The organism is Flavobacterium saccharophilum (genome assembly GCF_900142735.1).
GTDB classification, from domain to species: Bacteria; Bacteroidota; Bacteroidia; order Flavobacteriales; family Flavobacteriaceae; genus Flavobacterium; species Flavobacterium saccharophilum.
Genome location: NZ_FRBY01000003.1, coordinates 325,593 through 343,093 on the forward strand (window position 1 = coordinate 325,593; position 17,501 = coordinate 343,093).

At 32.9% G+C, this 17,501-nt stretch carries 18 protein-coding genes; 15 read left to right on the top strand and 3 right to left on the bottom strand.

What is annotated here, in order from left to right; genetic code table 11:
• Positions 1–233 precede the first annotated feature (233 nt).
• The 9 genes from BUA98_RS11420 to BUA98_RS11460 all read left to right on the top strand — a co-directional run bounded on the left by BUA98_RS11420 (position 234) and on the right by BUA98_RS11460 (position 8,052).
• Positions 234–1,358: a lactonase family protein gene (locus tag BUA98_RS11420; protein ID WP_072972612.1), complete on the top strand. Its 1,125-nt coding sequence runs from the start codon at positions 234–236 to the stop codon at positions 1,356–1,358.
• A 212-nt stretch (positions 1,359–1,570) separates the two neighbouring features.
• Positions 1,571–2,098: a GNAT family N-acetyltransferase gene (locus tag BUA98_RS11425; RefSeq protein ID WP_072972614.1), complete on the top strand. Its 528-nt coding sequence runs from the start codon at positions 1,571–1,573 to the stop codon at positions 2,096–2,098.
• A 126-nt stretch (positions 2,099–2,224) separates the two neighbouring features.
• Positions 2,225–2,806, top strand: coding sequence for an LOG family protein (locus BUA98_RS11430; protein ID WP_072972617.1), 582 nt, complete (start codon positions 2,225–2,227; stop codon positions 2,804–2,806).
• An 85-nt stretch (positions 2,807–2,891) separates the two neighbouring features.
• Positions 2,892–4,118: a porin family protein gene (locus BUA98_RS11435; RefSeq protein ID WP_072972619.1), complete on the top strand. Its 1,227-nt coding sequence runs from the start codon at positions 2,892–2,894 to the stop codon at positions 4,116–4,118.
• A 147-nt stretch (positions 4,119–4,265) separates the two neighbouring features.
• Positions 4,266–4,733 (top strand): SRPBCC family protein, encoded by a 468-nt coding sequence (locus BUA98_RS11440; RefSeq protein WP_072972621.1) that lies wholly within the window; start codon positions 4,266–4,268, stop codon positions 4,731–4,733.
• 81 nt (positions 4,734–4,814) lie between these two features.
• A complete protein-coding gene (locus tag BUA98_RS11445) occupies positions 4,815–5,183 on the top strand; it encodes an iron chaperone (RefSeq protein WP_072973286.1) in 369 nt (122 codons plus the stop codon).
• A gap of 62 nt (positions 5,184–5,245) precedes the next feature.
• Positions 5,246–6,142 (top strand): TlpA family protein disulfide reductase, encoded by an 897-nt coding sequence (locus BUA98_RS11450; RefSeq protein ID WP_072972623.1) that lies wholly within the window; start codon positions 5,246–5,248, stop codon positions 6,140–6,142.
• Between the two features lie 9 nt (positions 6,143–6,151).
• Positions 6,152–6,832 (top strand): 2'-5' RNA ligase family protein, encoded by a 681-nt coding sequence (locus tag BUA98_RS11455; RefSeq protein WP_072972625.1) that lies wholly within the window; start codon positions 6,152–6,154, stop codon positions 6,830–6,832.
• A gap of 113 nt (positions 6,833–6,945) precedes the next feature.
• The gene (locus tag BUA98_RS11460; RefSeq protein WP_072972627.1) at positions 6,946–8,052 is read left to right on the top strand and encodes an acyltransferase family protein; all 1,107 of its coding nucleotides are present in this window, start codon (positions 6,946–6,948) and stop codon (positions 8,050–8,052) included.
• 18 nt (positions 8,053–8,070) lie between these two features.
• Here the strand turns inward: BUA98_RS11460 and BUA98_RS11465 are convergent, their stop codons facing one another.
• Genes BUA98_RS11465 through BUA98_RS11475 form a run of 3 tightly spaced genes read right to left on the bottom strand, consistent with a single transcriptional unit; the run spans position 8,071 to position 11,076 of the window.
• On the bottom strand, positions 8,071–8,430 hold the full coding sequence (locus BUA98_RS11465; protein WP_072972629.1) for a VOC family protein: 360 nt from the start codon (positions 8,428–8,430) through the stop codon (positions 8,071–8,073).
• A 31-nt stretch (positions 8,431–8,461) separates the two neighbouring features.
• Entirely contained in the window at positions 8,462–8,890 is a 429-nt protein-coding gene (locus tag BUA98_RS11470; RefSeq protein WP_072972631.1) for an SMI1/KNR4 family protein, read from the bottom strand.
• A gap of 38 nt (positions 8,891–8,928) precedes the next feature.
• Positions 8,929–11,076, bottom strand: a complete 2,148-nt coding sequence (locus tag BUA98_RS11475; protein ID WP_072972632.1) for a cation:proton antiporter — start codon at positions 11,074–11,076, stop codon at positions 8,929–8,931.
• A gap of 318 nt (positions 11,077–11,394) precedes the next feature.
• On the opposite strand from BUA98_RS11475, the gene BUA98_RS11480 reads away from it, so the two are divergent.
• From BUA98_RS11480 to BUA98_RS11505, 6 genes are all read left to right on the top strand, one after another.
• Positions 11,395–12,822, top strand: a complete 1,428-nt coding sequence (locus tag BUA98_RS11480; RefSeq protein WP_072972634.1) for an L-serine ammonia-lyase — start codon at positions 11,395–11,397, stop codon at positions 12,820–12,822.
• A gap of 263 nt (positions 12,823–13,085) precedes the next feature.
• Positions 13,086–13,904: a 3-methyl-2-oxobutanoate hydroxymethyltransferase gene (gene panB, locus BUA98_RS11485; protein WP_072972636.1), complete on the top strand. Its 819-nt coding sequence runs from the start codon at positions 13,086–13,088 to the stop codon at positions 13,902–13,904.
• A 105-nt stretch (positions 13,905–14,009) separates the two neighbouring features.
• Positions 14,010–14,360, top strand: a complete 351-nt coding sequence (locus BUA98_RS11490) for a four helix bundle protein (protein ID WP_072972638.1) — start codon at positions 14,010–14,012, stop codon at positions 14,358–14,360.
• Positions 14,361–14,420: 60 nt separating this feature from the next.
• Positions 14,421–15,110, top strand: a complete 690-nt coding sequence (locus BUA98_RS11495) for an RluA family pseudouridine synthase (RefSeq protein WP_072972640.1) — start codon at positions 14,421–14,423, stop codon at positions 15,108–15,110.
• Positions 15,111–15,186: 76 nt separating this feature from the next.
• Positions 15,187–16,515: an aldehyde dehydrogenase gene (locus BUA98_RS11500; protein WP_072972642.1), complete on the top strand. Its 1,329-nt coding sequence runs from the start codon at positions 15,187–15,189 to the stop codon at positions 16,513–16,515.
• A 125-nt stretch (positions 16,516–16,640) separates the two neighbouring features.
• Positions 16,641–17,444, top strand: a complete 804-nt coding sequence (locus tag BUA98_RS11505) for a hypothetical protein (RefSeq protein ID WP_072972643.1) — start codon at positions 16,641–16,643, stop codon at positions 17,442–17,444.
• Positions 17,445–17,501 lie beyond the last annotated feature (57 nt).

Here is a 17,501-nt window from a genome sequence, read left to right on the forward strand (position 1 = left end):
AAAATATTCTTATGAAAATTTTTGGCCTAGCCCCGATAGAAGTGGAAATCCTTTTGTGGCGGGGTTCGCCACAAAAGATTGTAACGGATAGCGGGATTAGCTCCTGAAAAACAGATTTGGTGTTATCATAGAAATCGGAATGACAAAATTGAACATAAATTTAAAATCGGACACGAGAACAAAAGCCAACTTAGCGAAGCAAACAATTAAAAAACGCGAAACAATATAAAACCTTGAAACTAAAAATCAACTTCATAGTAATTACCTTTCTGGTAACCTTCAATCTTTTTTCCCAAAATACCTATGTCTTCTTAGGAAGCTATAATAAAGACAAAGAAGCAGAATCTATTCAGGTTTATCAATTAGATACTTTAAAAGGAAAACTAACCAAAGTTACCTCAGCAAAAAATGTCATAAATCCATCTTATTTAACCGTTTCTCCAAATGGAAAATATGTGTATGCCTGCACCGAAACCAAAACGCCAAACGACGGGAATGTCAGCAGTTTTGAATTTAATCCTAAAAGCAAAACCCTGACTTTTTTGAACAAACAAAGGAGCGGCGGCGAAAATCCGGTTTATGTTTCTGTTCATAAAAGCGGTAAATGGTTGGTTAATGCGAATTACACAGAAGGAAGTGTTTCCGTTCATCCGTTATTAGAAAATGGAAAAATAGATTCGCTTACGCAGAATTTTCAATATACAGATGGCAGTGTTCATAAAGAAAGACAAACGAGATCGCATGTGCATTCGGCTGTATTTTCTCCTCAAAATGATTACATATTTTTACCCGATTTAGGTGCAGATAAAATACGTTGTTATCGTTTTGATGAAACGCTGAAAAAACCTTTAGCCGAAACAAAAAATCCGTTTATAAAAACCGATTTAGAAGCCGGTCCAAGACATTTTACTTTTCATCCGAATCAGAAATTTGGGTATTGTATTGAAGAAATGGCCGGCGCGATTAGTGTGTATCAATACGAAAATGGATCATTAAAAAAGATCCAACGAATCAATACACATCCTGATAAAATCATAGAAGGTTTTGAAAGCTCAGACATTCATATTTCGCCTGATGGAAAATTTCTTTACGCTACAAACCGGGGCAAAGAAAACAACATTGCTATTTTTTCTATTGATGAAAATGGAATGTTGAAGACCATTGGATATCAATCGACTTTAGGAAAACATCCAAGAATTTTTGCTCTTGATGAAAGTGGGAAATTTTTAGTTGCCAGTAATGTTATAACGGGAAATGTGGTTGTTTTTAAAAGAAATGAGAAAACAGGATTACTAAAGAAAACAGGAAACGAGATTAAAATGGAAAATGTTTCTTGTGTTCAGATTAAAAGGATATAAATAATTATAAAGATTTTGTCGTTTTTTTTTGTCATTTCGACGAAGGAGAAATCCCCGTAAGTAGATCGACAAAGATTATCCGCATTTCTGTGCGGAATTACTTGCGGGGATCCTCGTACCTCGGAATGACAAACTTTATGGTTAATTATCCTACAAGAGCAAAAAAATGAATTTAATCCTTTAATCTGTAGCAAAAATTAAAAACAATAGAAATGAAAAATCAAGAATTCAATTTACAACCAGAAATCTTAGAAGACAATATAACCAAATTAGTACCACTTCAGGAAACCGATTTTGATGCTTTATATGAAATAGCATCAGATCCTTTACTTTGGGAACAACATCCTATAAAAGACCGTTACAAAAAAGAAGTTTTCCAGGGTTTCTTTGATGCTGCTTTGGATTCCAAAAGTGGTTTTTTAATTCTGGATGCAGTTACCAATGAAGTAATAGGTACTACGCGCTTCTATGATTACAAACCAGAAAATTCAAGTATTGCCATTGGTTACACTTTTATTGGCAGAAAATATTGGGGCGGAGCTTATAATAAATCAAACAAAAAGCTATTGATTGATTATGCTTTTGAGCATGTGAATTCTATATTTTTTCATATCGGAGCTGAAAATTTCCGTTCGCAAAAAGCGGTTTTAAAATTGGGTGCAACGAAAGTAAATGAGATGAATTTTCCGCCTACTCCCGATGGCATTTTGCATTATGAATATGAATTGGTAAAAGGGTAAAAGTTATTCGAAGGTTATAGGTTATGTATTGATTAATAAAAAAACAATCTTCTTCTACCTTCTTTTATCTTTAACACTGAACTTCTAACTTCTAACTCCTAACCTATAACCCATAACACAAATAAAATGAAAAGAATAACAGTATTTTGCGGATCAAGTTTTGGTACCGAAGCAATTTATACAGAGCAAGCCACATTACTTGGTGAAACATTTGCCAAAGAAAACATAGAACTGGTTTACGGCGGCGCAAACGTAGGTTTGATGGGTGCAGTAGCCGATGGTGTTTTAAATAATGGAGGAAAAGCAATTGGTGTTCTACCCAACTTTTTAAGATCAAAAGAAATCGCGCATCTCGGTTTAACCGAATTAATTTTGGTTGAAAGCATGCACGAAAGAAAAACCAAAATGAATGATTTATGCGATGGTGTGATTGCACTTCCGGGTGGTTTTGGAACACTGGAAGAACTTTTCGAAATGCTAACCTGGGCACAATTGGGACTTCATAAAAAACCTATTGCCATTTTAAATATTAATGGGTTTTATGATTCTTTAATTGCATTAACCGAAACTATGGTTGAAAAAGGTTTACTTAAAGATGTCAATCAAAAAATGCTATTGGTAAGCGATACTATTGATGATTTATTGCTTCAAATGAGAAATTATACGCCGCCCACAGTTGGAAAATGGATTGATAATCAGAAGGTTTAATTAGCGTATAAAATTAGTTCTTTGTAGTAAAAACATTTCATATATATTTGTGCAAAATCAAAAACTAATTAACCTAAACCCCAAAATGAAGAATAAATTATTCATCTGCTTACTGTTTCTTTTAAGCTTCCAAACGTACTCACAAATTATATTTGAAAAAGGATATTTTGTTGACAATAATGATAAAAAAACAACTTGCTTAATTAAAAACGTTGATTGGAGCAATAATCCAACAGAAATTCAATATAAGTTAGACGAACAAGATCAGCCAATAAATATTTCAATAGCACAAATAAAAGCATTCGGAATTGACAATCATTCCAAATACGAACGATTTACTGTAGATATAGATAAATCTACTCAGGTAATCAGCAACATGACTTACGAGAAAAATCCAGAATTCAAAAAAGAGACCTCGCTCTTGAAGGTTTTATTAGAAGGAAAAGCTAGTTTGTTTGAGTATATTTCAGGCAATACCAAACGTTACTTTTATAAAACAGATTCGTTGTCCATTAATCAGTTGGTTTACAAATCTTATAAAACTTCTGAAGTACAAATTGCGCAAAACAATCAATACAAACAGCAATTATGGATGACTTTAAAATGTGATAATATTACGACTAATGATGTTGAAAAACTTAGTTACAAAAAAAATAGTCTGATAAAATTTTTCAAAAAATACAATGACTGTAATAACTCAAAATATACGGTTTTTGAAACTACTGAAAAAAGAGATTTATTTAATCTAAACATTAGACCAGGAATTACCACTTCGGCAATATCAATAAGTAATTCTTCAATGTCAACACCTGATTACGATAGAGATTTTGACAATAAAATTGGTTTTCGCATTGGTCTTGAAGCGGAGTTTATTTTACCAATCAACAAAAACAAATGGGCTCTAATATTTGAACCAACTTATGTAGGAGGGTATAAAGCAGAAAAATCAAGATTAGATTCAAGAACAAATGAAGAATTAAAAGGAAGTATTGAATACAATTCGATCGAATTACCATTTGGAATAAGATACTATATGTTTTTAAAAAATAATTCGAGTCTATTTATCAACGGACAAGTGGTTATGGAACATGCAGTTAATTCAGAAGCTTATGTTGAATATTCTACACAGAGAAATACTACTCTTGAATTAAAACCAACTACCAGCTTTACATTTGGTCTAGGATATAAATTTAAGAAAAAGTACAGTGCTGAATTTAGAGCTAATTTCGGAAAAAATGTTCTCGACAGTAACAGAGAATGGAATTCGAACTATAAATCATTCGCTTTAACTTTTGGTTATTCGATATTCTAAATCGCATTAAATAAATAAAGAAGCTTTACGTAATTAGTAAAGCTTTTTTATTGCAATACTTTTTTCTTAAATTAGGGCTTTAAAAAACAGCTTAAAACCTTTTTTTAAGCTGTTTTCATATTATTAACAACCTCTAATTCAACCCAAATGAAAACAGAAAATAATAAGTTCGCAAAAGCCGAAATGCTTATTAGAAAGCCTGTATCGGAAGTTTTTCAGGCTTTTATTGACCCGGAAATTACAAGCAAATTCTGGTTTACAAAAGGCTCAGGCAAATTAGAACAAGATAAAAAAACAGAATGGACCTGGGAAATGTATGGTTTTTCATTGACTGTCACGACTCATGTTTTACAGGAAAATAAAAAAATTGTAATCGAATGGGGAAACCCTGAAGAAAGCACTTTGGTAGAGTGGATTTTCACAGCATTAAATGAAAACGAAACCTTTGTAAGCATAACGAATTCAGGTTTTAAAGGAGATACGGACAAAATAATTGATCAGGTTCGTAATTCTACTGAAGGTTTTACGTTGGTTTTAGCCGGAGCAAAAGCATATTTAGAGCATCATCTTTTACTAAATTTAATTTTAGACAGGTTCCCTAAGGGACTTGCATAAAAAAGTTTCAGGTTTCAAGTTTTTTTAGTTTCAAGTTCGTTGCCTACAAACTTGAAACCTGAAACAAAAAAACTAACCACAATGGATATCAAAAAACCTTTAAACATTGACGAATACATTGGCGCTTTTCCAAATGAAGTTCAGCAAATTCTGGAGAAAGTACGAATGACGATTCACAAAGCAGCTCCAGATGCTACGGAGAAAATCAGTTATTCGATGCCGGCATTTGAGCAAAACGGAATTGTAGTTTACTTTGCCGCCTTTAAAAATCATATTGGTTTGTATGCTTTGCCCACCGGTCACGAAGCTTTCAAAGAAGAACTTTCTCTATATAAATCCGGAAAAGGTTCTGTACAATTTCCTTTAAATCAACAAATGCCTTATGATTTGATTACCAAGATTGTAAAATTCAGAGTTAAAGAAAATTTGGAGAAAGCTAAAAAGAAATAAGAATTGTTTGATATTTTCTTATATTCGGAAAACCAAATTCCAATAATAATTTCGCTATTCTTATGAAGCATTTAAAATTCCTATTTTTCATTTCAGTTTTATTTACGAGCCATTTTATTAAAGCCCAAGGCGACCCCTCGATAGAAAAAGAAATTATCGAACTCCACAAACCGACCAAAGCAATAAACGATTCTCTTTCAAAATTAAAAAAAGAATACAATTTAAAAATAGAAGCAGAAAAAGATTCAGTTAAACTTTCTCAGCTAATGCTTCGTTTAGATACGATATGGAATGCATCAGATCAAAACGAAATAAGCGAACTAAAACTTGATTTTGAGTTTGCCAGACAACATCCAAATTCGATCGAGGCTTTGCAGTTAATCCGCAGAAGCGTTAATCGTTTTATAGGAATGAATTTTTATGACACTTTCGTGGAAGTTTTTCAAAATTTTACTCCTGAAGTTAAAAATTCTGAACAGGGAAAAGACATGACTGAAAAGCTGAAATTTTTCAATCAGAGTAAAGTGGGCAGTACAGCGCCTAAATTCTCCTTAAAAGATATAAATGGAAAAACGGTTTCTCTACAGGATTTCAGAGGAAAATATGTACTGATTGATTTTTGGGCTAGCTGGTGTGGTCCATGTCGGGAAGAACTTCCCTATGTCAAAGAACTTTATAAAAAGTACCATCAACAAGGTTTTGAAATAATCAACATTGCAAAAGATGACAAACCTGATTTGTGGAAAAAAGCCATTGAAAAAGAAAAAATAGAGCATTGGAACCATGTTTTTACATCGGATAGTGGAAGTGGAGTGATTAAAGATTATTACGTTTTTGGAATCCCGCATAAAGTTTTAATTGATAAAAACGGAATGATTATTGGAAAATGGAAAGGAAGCGGCGAAATTAACAAACATGATTTACAACAGCTTATGAAATCAATATTTGAAGCTGAATAATTTTTTGAAATGAACTTACAAGAACATTACAACCAACTTTATACAAAATCTTCAAAAGCTATTTTAGAAGGAAATTACAAAGTTGATGACCAAATTAATGACGTATCGGATTCCCGATTCGGAATTACACTATTGATTCGTCCCAACGATGAAATCAAAGCTAAAATTCAATTGTTTTTAAACGAAGTAAGAGAAATTGATTCCAAACAATATTATTATCCTAATTCAGACATTCATATTACCCTAATGTCGATTATTTCTTGTTATAAAGGATTTACTTTGGATAAAATCAGGACGGAAAAATATATCGAAATTATTGAAAAAAGTTTAATTGATGTAGATAAAATTAAAATCGAATTTAGAGGAATTACAGCCTCTACTTCGGCAATAATGATTCAGGGATTTCCAACGGATGAATCTTTGAATATTTTACGGGATAAATTGCGTGAGAATTTCAAAAAATCAACTTTAGAGGAAAGTATTGACAGCCGTTATGCCATAGCGACTGCACATTCAACGGTTTTGAGATTTCAGGAAAAAGTAGAAAATCCGGAGAAATTAATGGCTGTTGTAGAAAAATTTCGGGATTACGATTTTGGAGAATTTACAGTTGATAAATTGGAATTAGTATATAATGACTGGTATCAAAGAAAAAAAAACACAATAAATCTGTCAGATTTATATTTGTAGGCTTTTAAATTTGCTCCTTTTTATTTTGTTAATAAAAGTTATATTTTCAAAAAATAACGTCTTTTGATTCTGTTATCTTTGAGCTTTTAAAAACAAAATACACAGATACGGAAGTGCAAAAAAAATTATACGGACTAGATCATTTAAGGGCTTTTGCAATATGTTTCGTTTTCTTATATCACTATCAAATTCCAATTTTTGCGCATCCGGAATGGTTAACCAGTATTGCTAAATTTGGCTGGACCGGAGTAGATTTATTTTTTGTTTTAAGCGGATTTTTAATTTCTTCGCAACTCTTTTTTAATATTAAAAATGGAATAAAAATCTCTTTTAAAGATTTCTTCTTAAAACGTTTTTTCAGAATTTTGCCTCTATTTTGGTTCGTTACCGCCATATATTTTCTTGTTCCGGCATTTAGAGAAAGAGAAGCACTTCCTCCGCTATGGAAATTACTAACTTTCACTCAAAATTTTGGATTAAATATTCAGGACTACGGAACATTTTCACATGCTTGGTCACTTTGTGTTGAAGAACATTTTTATTTGCTTTTACCTCTTGTTTTGCTTTTTCTACAATCCACTAATCTTTTCAGCAAATCCTATTGGATTTTAGTTGCCTTGTTTGTTTTCGGTTTTATAATTCGATTTTATAGTTGGAAATTTTTATACTTTCCAAACAGTGGCACAGACAATCCATGGCTATTTTGGTCTAAATATATTTACTATCCAACCTACAATCGCTTGGATGGCTTGCTTATAGGTGTATCTATTGCCGCCCTATATCAATTTTTACCAAATGTATGGAACAGGATTTCCAGATTCGGAAATGAATTTCTAATCGTAAGTCTTCTTTTATTAACAGCGGCCTACTTTTTATGTTATGAAGAAACATCTTTTTATGCCTCTGTTTTCGGGTTCCCCTTAGTAGCCTTAGGATATGGGTTTATGGTTTTAGGTGCAATATCTCCAACAAGTTTCTTATATAAATGGAATTCAAAAACAACCACATTTATCGCTACACTATCCTATGGAATTTATTTGATTCATAAGGGAATAATTCACCTTACGCAACAATTACTGCAGGCTTTTAATGTAGATACCAACAGCACTTTTACATTGATAATTTGCATTATGTCCTGTCTTATTGTTGCTTATATTCTTAATAAAACAATAGAAAAACCCTTTATGCAATTAAGAACCAAAATACAACAGCGTAAATGATCTTACTTTAAAAACGAATCACTTAAACTTCCCAAAATGCCATAATACACCAGAAGGATCATGTAAAAAACATTCACTACCCCAATCTAAATGACGCGTTGGAGTTAATTTTACTCCATATTTTTCAGTTAAATTTAAAACCAAAAGTTCTTGATAATAACGATCGACATCATCAACTTCTAAAAAAACCATGGTGTTTTCGATCCATTCTTTGGCATAATAATCCTGAAGATAAAAGGCAATTTCTCCTGTTTTGAAAACAGAAAATTTGGGATCTAAAACCGTTTCTTCAAATCCTAAAGCACGGTAAAAACTTCTGGAGATTTCGAAATCTTTGGCTCCTATGAATGGTCTGATGGAATGGGCTTTGTGATTCATTTTTTTTTAGCATTAAAAATTTAATTTGAAATCAAGGAAACCAATCAACTCCTTTATCAAGACGTACAAGAAAATCAGTAAAAGAAGTCCCGATTTCGATATTATGTTTACTATTCAAATTAATAAAAGGCGAAAGAATTATTTTGACATTTTCATCCTGATCGAATTTAATCCCGATGAATTCTCCGCTGCCATTGGATCCGATTCCAATAGTCTGCTGTAAACCTTCAACTATATTATAATTTTTATTGGATGTAATAATTTCTTCTAAACTCCAAAGATTTATAAATTCAACACCAATAAACTGATCTATCCCATGATAGTTTTCTAGGTAAAAAATATAATCTTTGGGAAGTTTTAACTTCGAATAGGATTCAATTTCTGCAATTTCAACTGAATCAGTTACATCTCTTTTTGGAAAATTATATTTTGTAACGATCTTTTCTAAATGTTCAGTCATATTGCTATTTATAAACTATTTTAAAAATAATTATTCTTTCATCCTTTCTTCAAAATATTTCCCAAACCTCTACCAATCTGTTCAATTGCTTCAAGACCTTTTGTCAAAGGCGTTGCGGTAAAATCTTCGTAAGCATCCATAGAAGTTACTTTGTTATCATCTTGCGGATACACCAAAATCAGGTTGTTTTCACTGAATGATTTTTCGAATTTCTGAGGTAATTTATCAAAGATTGATTGGTACGAAACAGAGCCTTTTCGGGATAAATTGAAAACAATTAAATCGGTTGGTTTTATTTCATCTGAGATAGCATCGAAATCATCCCAGTCTAAAATACTTTTGAAGCCTAATTTAGCGTTCAGCTTCAAATAATTGGCAATTTGCTGAATGGATTGATGCGTTTTATATTCGGCGTAAATCACAATCGGAACACTTAATTCTTGAGATAAGCGAGCGATTTTCTGAATCAAAAGTTGAAATCCGGCACCTCTTTCAGAAAATGGCGGACAAATGAACACCATTCTTTTTTCTTCTATAAAGGACTTTTCGAAACGACAGATAAACAAACTTTTATCAACGTTATTTATAATTGAATCTACGTTCTCACCAAAAATTTTATCTAAGAAACCTGTTTTTCTCGGCCAGCCCACAATCACAATATCCGACATAATTTCTTTTGAAGTTCTGGCAATACCACTCGCAGGATTATGGTCAATTCGGGCAATCGTATTGATTTTTACTTCTGAGGCAGAACCCTGAATTACGAATTTATCAACTGCTTTTCGGTATCTTAAAATGTTCTTTTCAGCCTGATCATTATTTGGAACAATCGTCAATAAAGTAATTGGATTTGATGATTTTTTATCTTTAATCAAAAGTGCAAAATCTAATAAACTTGCTGTTGCAGAGGTTTTTGCCAGCGGAATCAAAATGTGCTCGTCTAAAATCTGATCACTATGCGTATCTTCATGAGAAATTTCTTCTTCGCAAATTGCAATTTTTTTAGCTGCTTTTTCTGTTGCAAAAGAAGCTACGATACAAGTAATTAAAATTAAGATAATTGTACCGTTTAAGATATTCTCATCTAATATCTTAGCTTTATATCCTACTAAAATAACCGCTAAAGTGGCTGCGGCATGCGCGCTGCTTAATCCAAAAATAAGCTGTCTTTCGGTTTTGGTATATTTAAAAACGATCTGTGTAAAAAATGCAGCAAACCATTTTCCGAAAATAGCAACCACACTCAATGTTCCGGCTACAATCAAGGCTGTCGGGCCGCTTAAAATCACACTGATATCAACTAACATTCCCACAGAAATAAGGAAAAACGGAATAAATAATGAATTCCCAATAAACTCAATTCTGTTCATTAATGCCGATGATTGCGGAATTAAAGGATTCAGCGCCAAACCAGCAACGAATGCACCAATAATAGGCTCTACTCCTGCTACCTGCGCTAAAAATGCAGCAAAGAAAACAACAGACAGTACAAAAATATAATGGGCATGTTTTTCACTTTCCAGTTTCTTGAAAAACCATTTCGCAATTCGTGGAATAACCAAAAACATAATGGCTGAAAAAATAATCAATGAAGCGGTTAGTTTCAGCCAAAAAGCCTGATTCAGATTTCCTTCACTGCTTCCCATAATAACGGCCAAAATAATCAAAACGGCAGTGTCGGTCAAAATGGTTCCTCCCACTGTAATGGCAACTGCCTGATTTTTGGCAATACCCAATTTACTTACAATTGGGTACGCAACCAAAGTGTGCGTAGCAAACATACTTGCCGTTAAAAAACTGGCATTAAAATCATATTTTAAAAGGTAAAAACAAACCGGAAAACCAATGGAAAGCGGAAAAATAAAGGTAAAAAAACCGAATAATAAACTCTTATTCTTGTTGGCTTTAAATTCATTCATGTCGAGTTCTAAACCTGCAATAAACATGATATAAAGTAGTCCTATAGTTGAGAACAAATCTACTGCCGAATTTTTAGCCAAAATATTAAGTCCGTGAGGCCCGATAATTACTCCTGAAATTATCAAACCTATAATTCCGGGAATATTAATTTTCTTTAGTAAAATTGGCGATAATAAGATGATAAAAAGTATTAACGAAAAAATCAATACTGGATTGCTAAGTGGCAGTTCAAACTCTTCTAATAAATTCCTGAAAAATTCTATCATAATGTGGTTTTAGCTCCTGTGGTATTTTTTAATTGTCCTAAAAAAGACATTTTAGCATTCAGACAAAATACCCAAAGTTGCAGTTTATTTCGATTATTAAAAACTAAAAAGATCAGTTTCTTCTAGTAATAGCTATTTACAAAAATACCTAAAAAATTCCCGAACTTTTTATGAAAGACCGATATTAAGTAATTAAATTTACTTCTTTGCCAAATTATTAATATTTAATATTTATTTTAACAAAACTGCAACATTAACAATCAAAAATAAATCATCATTGCATTATTCAATTATCTTTGTCTTAATAAAAATTGTACAATGGAAGAATGTATCTCTGTTTTTGATATGCTTAAAATTGGTGTTGGCCCTTCAAGTTCTCATACTTTGGGACCGTGGCGCGCTGCAGAACGTTTTTTAGAAGAGTTAAAAAACGAATCTATTTTAGAACAAGTTACCAGAGTCAAGGTTGATTTATATGGTTCACTTTCGTTGACAGGAAAAGGTCACGCTACTGATTTGGCCGTAATGTTAGGTTTAAGTGGCCAGGATCCTGAATATATTCCGGTAGACAATATTGCGGGAATTATTAAAACGATCGAAACCAAAAATGAAATCATTTTAGGAAATCAGATTACGATTCCGTTTTACTTTCTTCAGGACATTGTTTTCAACAAAGACTTCCTTCCTTTTCATGCTAACGGATTAAAATTCACAGCCTACAAAGCTGATGATTCTGAATATGAATCTACTTTTTATTCTATTGGAGGAGGTTTTGTCGTTAAAGAAGAACGTACCAATGCCAAGATCAAAGAAGAGATTAAATGCGCTTTCCCCTTCCCGATTCAAAATGCTGTTGAGCTTTTAAATTATACCGTTTCAGAGAACAAATCAATCTCAGAAATTGTTTATGAAAACGAAAAATCGATGCGTCCCGAAGAAGAAATTCATTCGGAATTAATGCGTATCTGGAATACAATGTTAGAGTGTATGTATATTGGATGCCATACAGGAGGAATTCTTCCTGGCGGATTACATGTTCGCCGAAGAGCTTTTGACATGCATCAGAATTTAATTGGTCTTGCCAATTATGATAATCCACAATCCTGGTTGGAAGAAATTAGAAAGACCGAAGTTAAATTCCGCCAGATTTTAAAATGGGTTAGCTGTTTTGCGCTTGCCGTGAATGAAGTAAATGCATCTTTAGGCCGTGTTGTTACTGCTCCAACTAATGGAAGCGCAGGTGTAATTCCGGCTGTTTTAATGTATTATTTAGTAATTGAAAACCATAATGCCGGCGAAAAAGAAATCAAACAATTTTTGATGGTTGCCGGAGAAATTGGAAGTATCTTCAAAAAGGGATCGACTATATCTGCAGCAATGGGTGGTTGTCAGGCCGAAATTGGTGTTTCATCCTCAATGGCTGCTGCGGCACTTTGCGAATTAATGGGTGGAAGTCCTGCGCAGGTTTTAATGGCTGCCGAAATTGCCATGGAACATCATCTTGGTTTAACCTGTGATCCAATTGGAGGTTTGGTTCAGATTCCATGTATTGAAAGAAATACAATGGGCGCTATAAAAGCTATAAATGCTGCCGAATTAGCTTTAGAAACCGATTCTAAAAATGCAAAAGTACCTTTGGATAAAGTAATTAACACAATGTGGCAAACCGCTAAAGACATGAATTCTAAATACAAGGAAACTTCTGAAGGCGGATTGGCAATTGCGGTTAATATGGCCGATTGTTAGAATATAATTACCCTAAAGTCGCAAGTCAAATGTCATAAAGTTTTTAAAGTCCTGTACTTACTGATTTTCGTTCATTTACTTTCACCCTTATGGTGTACTCAAAAAGTGCGCAAAGTCAATATAGACAATGCCTTTTGACTTTTAAACTTTTGACTTGCGACTATTGGGATATAATTACTTAATTTTGCAGTCAAAAAATTTTCGTTTTAAAAGTACATTCTGCTTTTAAAACTATTCAAAAAAAACTAAAACTTACTTATATAATGTCAGTTGCTAAAAAAGATTATAAAAGAATCACTACCAAATCATTAATCGAAATGAAAAGCAATGGAGAAAAAATCTCTATGCTTACCGCGTATGATTACACAATGGCTAAAATTGTTGATACCGCAGGAGTCGATGTAATTTTAGTGGGAGATTCTGCATCAAATGTTATGGCTGGTCACGAAACAACTTTGCCTATTACTTTAGATCAAATGATATACCACGCTTCATCTGTTGTTCGTGCTGTCGAAAGAGCATTGGTTGTAGTCGATTTACCTTTCGGAAGTTACCAGTCTGACCCTAAAGAAGCTTTGCGTTCTGCGATCAGAATCATGAAAGAAAGTGGCGGACATGCTGTAAAATTAGAAGGCGGAAAAGAAATTAAAGAATCTATCAAAAAAATATTAAACGCAGGAATTCCGGTAATGGGACATTTGGGTTTAACACCTCAATCTATCTATAAATTCGGGACTTACAGCGTTCGCGCCAAAGAAGATGAAGAGGCTGAAAAATTGATTGAAGATGCAAAAATGCTTGAAAAAGTAGGTTGCTTTGCAGTAGTTTTAGAAAAAATACCTGCTGATTTAGCAGAGAAAGTAGCTAAAAGTATTTCGATTCCAGTTATCGGAATTGGAGCTGGAGGCGGCGTTGACGGACAAGTTTTGGTTATTCATGATATGTTAGGAATGAACAATGAATTCAGCCCAAGATTTTTACGTCGTTATTTAAACTTATACGAACAAATGACTACAGCAATTGGTCAGTATGCGGCTGATGTTAAGTCAAGTGACTTTCCGAATTCTAGTGAACAGTACTAAATTAGATTTTAGACTTCTTAGACATTAGACTTCTTAGATTTTAATTCTATATTCTAAAAATCTAAGAAGTCTAAGCCAGTCTGAAAATCTAATAATCTAAAAAAAATGCATCAGTTTAAAGAACTTTTAATTTGGAAAAAAAGCAGATTGTTTTGTTCTAAAATTTATAATGTAACTTCCACTTTTCCAAGTGAAGAAAAATTTGGAATTATAAATCAACTACGAAGAGCTTCTGTTTCAATTCCTTCTAATATTGCGGAGGGCTCATCTAGAAATTCTAATAAAGATTTTGCCCGATTTTTAGAAATTGCTATTGGCTCAGCTTACGAAGTGGAAACACAACTTTTAATTTCTTCTGACTTAGGATTTATTAATGAAGAAAAAACAATTGAATTAACAAACATGTTAGAGGAAATTACAAAAATGACGTCAAGATTTAGAGCAACTTTATTGTAAAATCTTAAATCCAAAATCTAAGAAGTCTAAGTAAGTCTAAAAATCTAAGCCAGTCTAAAAATGAAAATAATTTCAGATAAAAACAACCTCCAAATCCTGCACGAAGACAACCACATTATTGTAGTTAATAAGCGCGTGGGTGATATTGTGCAAGGTGATAAAACCGGAGACAAACCTTTATCTGATGTTGTTAAAGAGTATATCAAAGACAAATACAACAAACCTGGGGATGTGTTTTTGGGTGTGATTCATCGTTTGGATCGTCCTACAACCGGAATTGTTGTTTTTGCCAGAACAAGTAAAGCTTTAACACGAATGAACGAAATGTTCAGTAATCGTGAAACGCAAAAAACTTATTGGGCGGTTGTCAAGAATAAACCTCAGGAAGCAACTGCCAAACTGGTACATTTTTTAAAAAGAAATGAAAAAAATAATACCTCAAAAGCACATTTAAAAGAAGTTCCGGACAGTAAAATTGCCAGTTTGGATTATACTGTTTTCAAAGAACTTCAAAATTATGTGGCTTTAGAAATTAATCTTCACACCGGTCGTCATCATCAAATTCGCGCGCAATTAGCGGCTATTGGATCGCCAATAAAAGGGGATTTGAAATATGGTTTTGACCGAAGTAATCCTGACGGAGGTATTCATCTTCATGCCAGAAAACTTGTTTTTGTACATCCGGTCTCTAAAGAAAATATCACAATTATTGCGCCTACTCCTGATGAAACCATTTGGAATGCGTTGTGATTTTATGATTTAATTGTTACTTTTTTAAATTTTATCGATTAACTTGCATAGGCTAAAAAAACAAGTTGATCAAAAAATGGACTATAAAAACGACATCGGATACAGAAAAGAAACGCTTAAAAAGTTATTATATAACATACAAAAAAGCGAAGATTTAATTGTAAAAGCTTTACACGATGATTTTAAAAAGCCAGAATTTGAAGCTGTTCTAACAGAAACAAATTATGTCATTTCAGACCTAAAAGACACCATCAAAAACATTTACAAATGGTCCGGTCGTAAACGCGTTTTTCCTTCCATTCTCAACTTCCCTTCTACTGATTATATTTATAAAGAACCATACGGAAACGTTTTGGTAATTGCCCCCTGGAATTACCCTTTTCAATTGGCTTTGTGCCCTCTTATTGCAGCAGTTGCAGCAGGAAACAGAGTTGTTTTAAAACCATCTGAACTCACTCCGAATACTTCTTCAATCATTGCTAAAATTATTGAAAAGACTTTCCACGTAAATCATGTTGAAGTACACGAAGGCGGCGTTGAAGTTTCTAATAAATTACTGGCACAGCGTTGGGATTATATTTTCTTTACCGGAAGTGTTGCTGTTGGTAAAGTGGTTGCCAAAGCAGCGGCCGAAAATCTGACTCCTGTAACGCTTGAGTTAGGTGGAAAAAATCCTTGTATTATTGATGAAACTGCTAATTTAAAATTAGCCGCCAAACGAATCGTCTGGGGAAAATTCATCAATGCCGGCCAAACTTGCATTGCACCTGATTATATTCTAATTCAGAAAAACATGAAAGTTAATTTCATTAGCTTTTTAATGGAAGAAATTATAAAAGCGTACGGTAAAAAACTGGACAAATCTCCCGATTTTGCCCGCATTATTAATACTAAGAACTTTCTTCGACTAGACAGTATGATCGAGCGCGAAAAAGTTATTTTTGGAGGAGAAACAGATGCCAATAAGCTATTTATTTCACCAACATTAATCGAAGAACCGGCACTTGATAGTCCTGTAATGAAAGAAGAAATTTTTGGCCCAATTTTACCTATTCTTACTTATGAGACTGAAGCTGAAATTCACAACGTGATAAGCAAATATGAAAAACCACTTGCCTTTTATATTTTCAGCGAAAATCATTCTTTTGCTAAAAAACTTATAGCAAATTATTCTTTTGGTGGAGGCTGTATAAACGATACCGTCGTTCATTTCTCAAATAAAAGATTACCTTTTGGCGGCGTTGGCCATAGCGGAATTGGCGCTTATCACGGTAAATTAAGTTTTGACATTTTCTCTCATCATAAAGCAATTGTTAAAAAAGGAAATTGGCTAGATCTTCCTATGCGATATGCACCTTACAAAGATAAATTAGCCTCTATCAAACGATTACTGGATTGGATGTAAATAAACAAAAATGTGTCCATGTATATTTTGTAGATTATCATATGTAATTGATTAAAAATATTATATTTACGTTTCAGTATTTAACATAAGCGTAAAAAATATAAAAAAACAATTCTACTATTAAAATGAAATCTACACTTGATCAAATCGAAGACATTAAAAATCACGGCTATTCCTTAGATTTTTCAACTGTCTTTAACCATGCTTTTGAAAACTATAAAAAAATAGCACTTTACTTCGGGCTTATAATTTTAGTCTTTTCAGTTATCTTTTTTTTCGGCCTTTTTAGTGTGCTTTTTGCTATATATGGAGTAGAAAGTATGAGTAAAGATTTTTTTGAAAATTTCGATAGTCAGAAACAAAGCTCGGTACAAATGCTTATTTCTTTGCTTGGTACTTCAGTAATAAGTGGTCTTATCGCTCCTTTTAGCGCCGGTTTTCTTAAAATGGCAGACTGTGCAGACAAGGATGAAGAATTTAATGTTTCAACTATTTTTACCTATTATAAAACACATCATTTTTCACAGATATTTACAGTTGGTTTTATCATCGCTATTATTAGCGGTGCAATTTCAACAATTATAGGCGCTTATTTCAACGAAATGGGCATCATTGGTATGTCGATCTTGTTAAATTTAATCATATCATTTCTTACCTATTTGGCTATTCCACTGGTAATTTTTGGAAATCTAAAAGCCTTAGACGCCTTGAAATCATGTTTAATTATCATTAGTAAAAATCCGCTAATAATCCTTGCCCTTGTTATTGTTGGTTTTATAGGCTCTTTCATCGGTTTCTTTGGATGTTGTATTGCAATAATTTTCACGCTTGCTTTTAATACATCAATGACCTATGCGACTTACTACGGAATTTTTAATATGGAAGAAGAAGATCCAATTGACACAATAGGTCAGTCAGATTTAGAATAAAACGAAAATTCTAAATAAATTAAGAGCTTAACCAACTCTGTTTAGAAAATTCAAAAT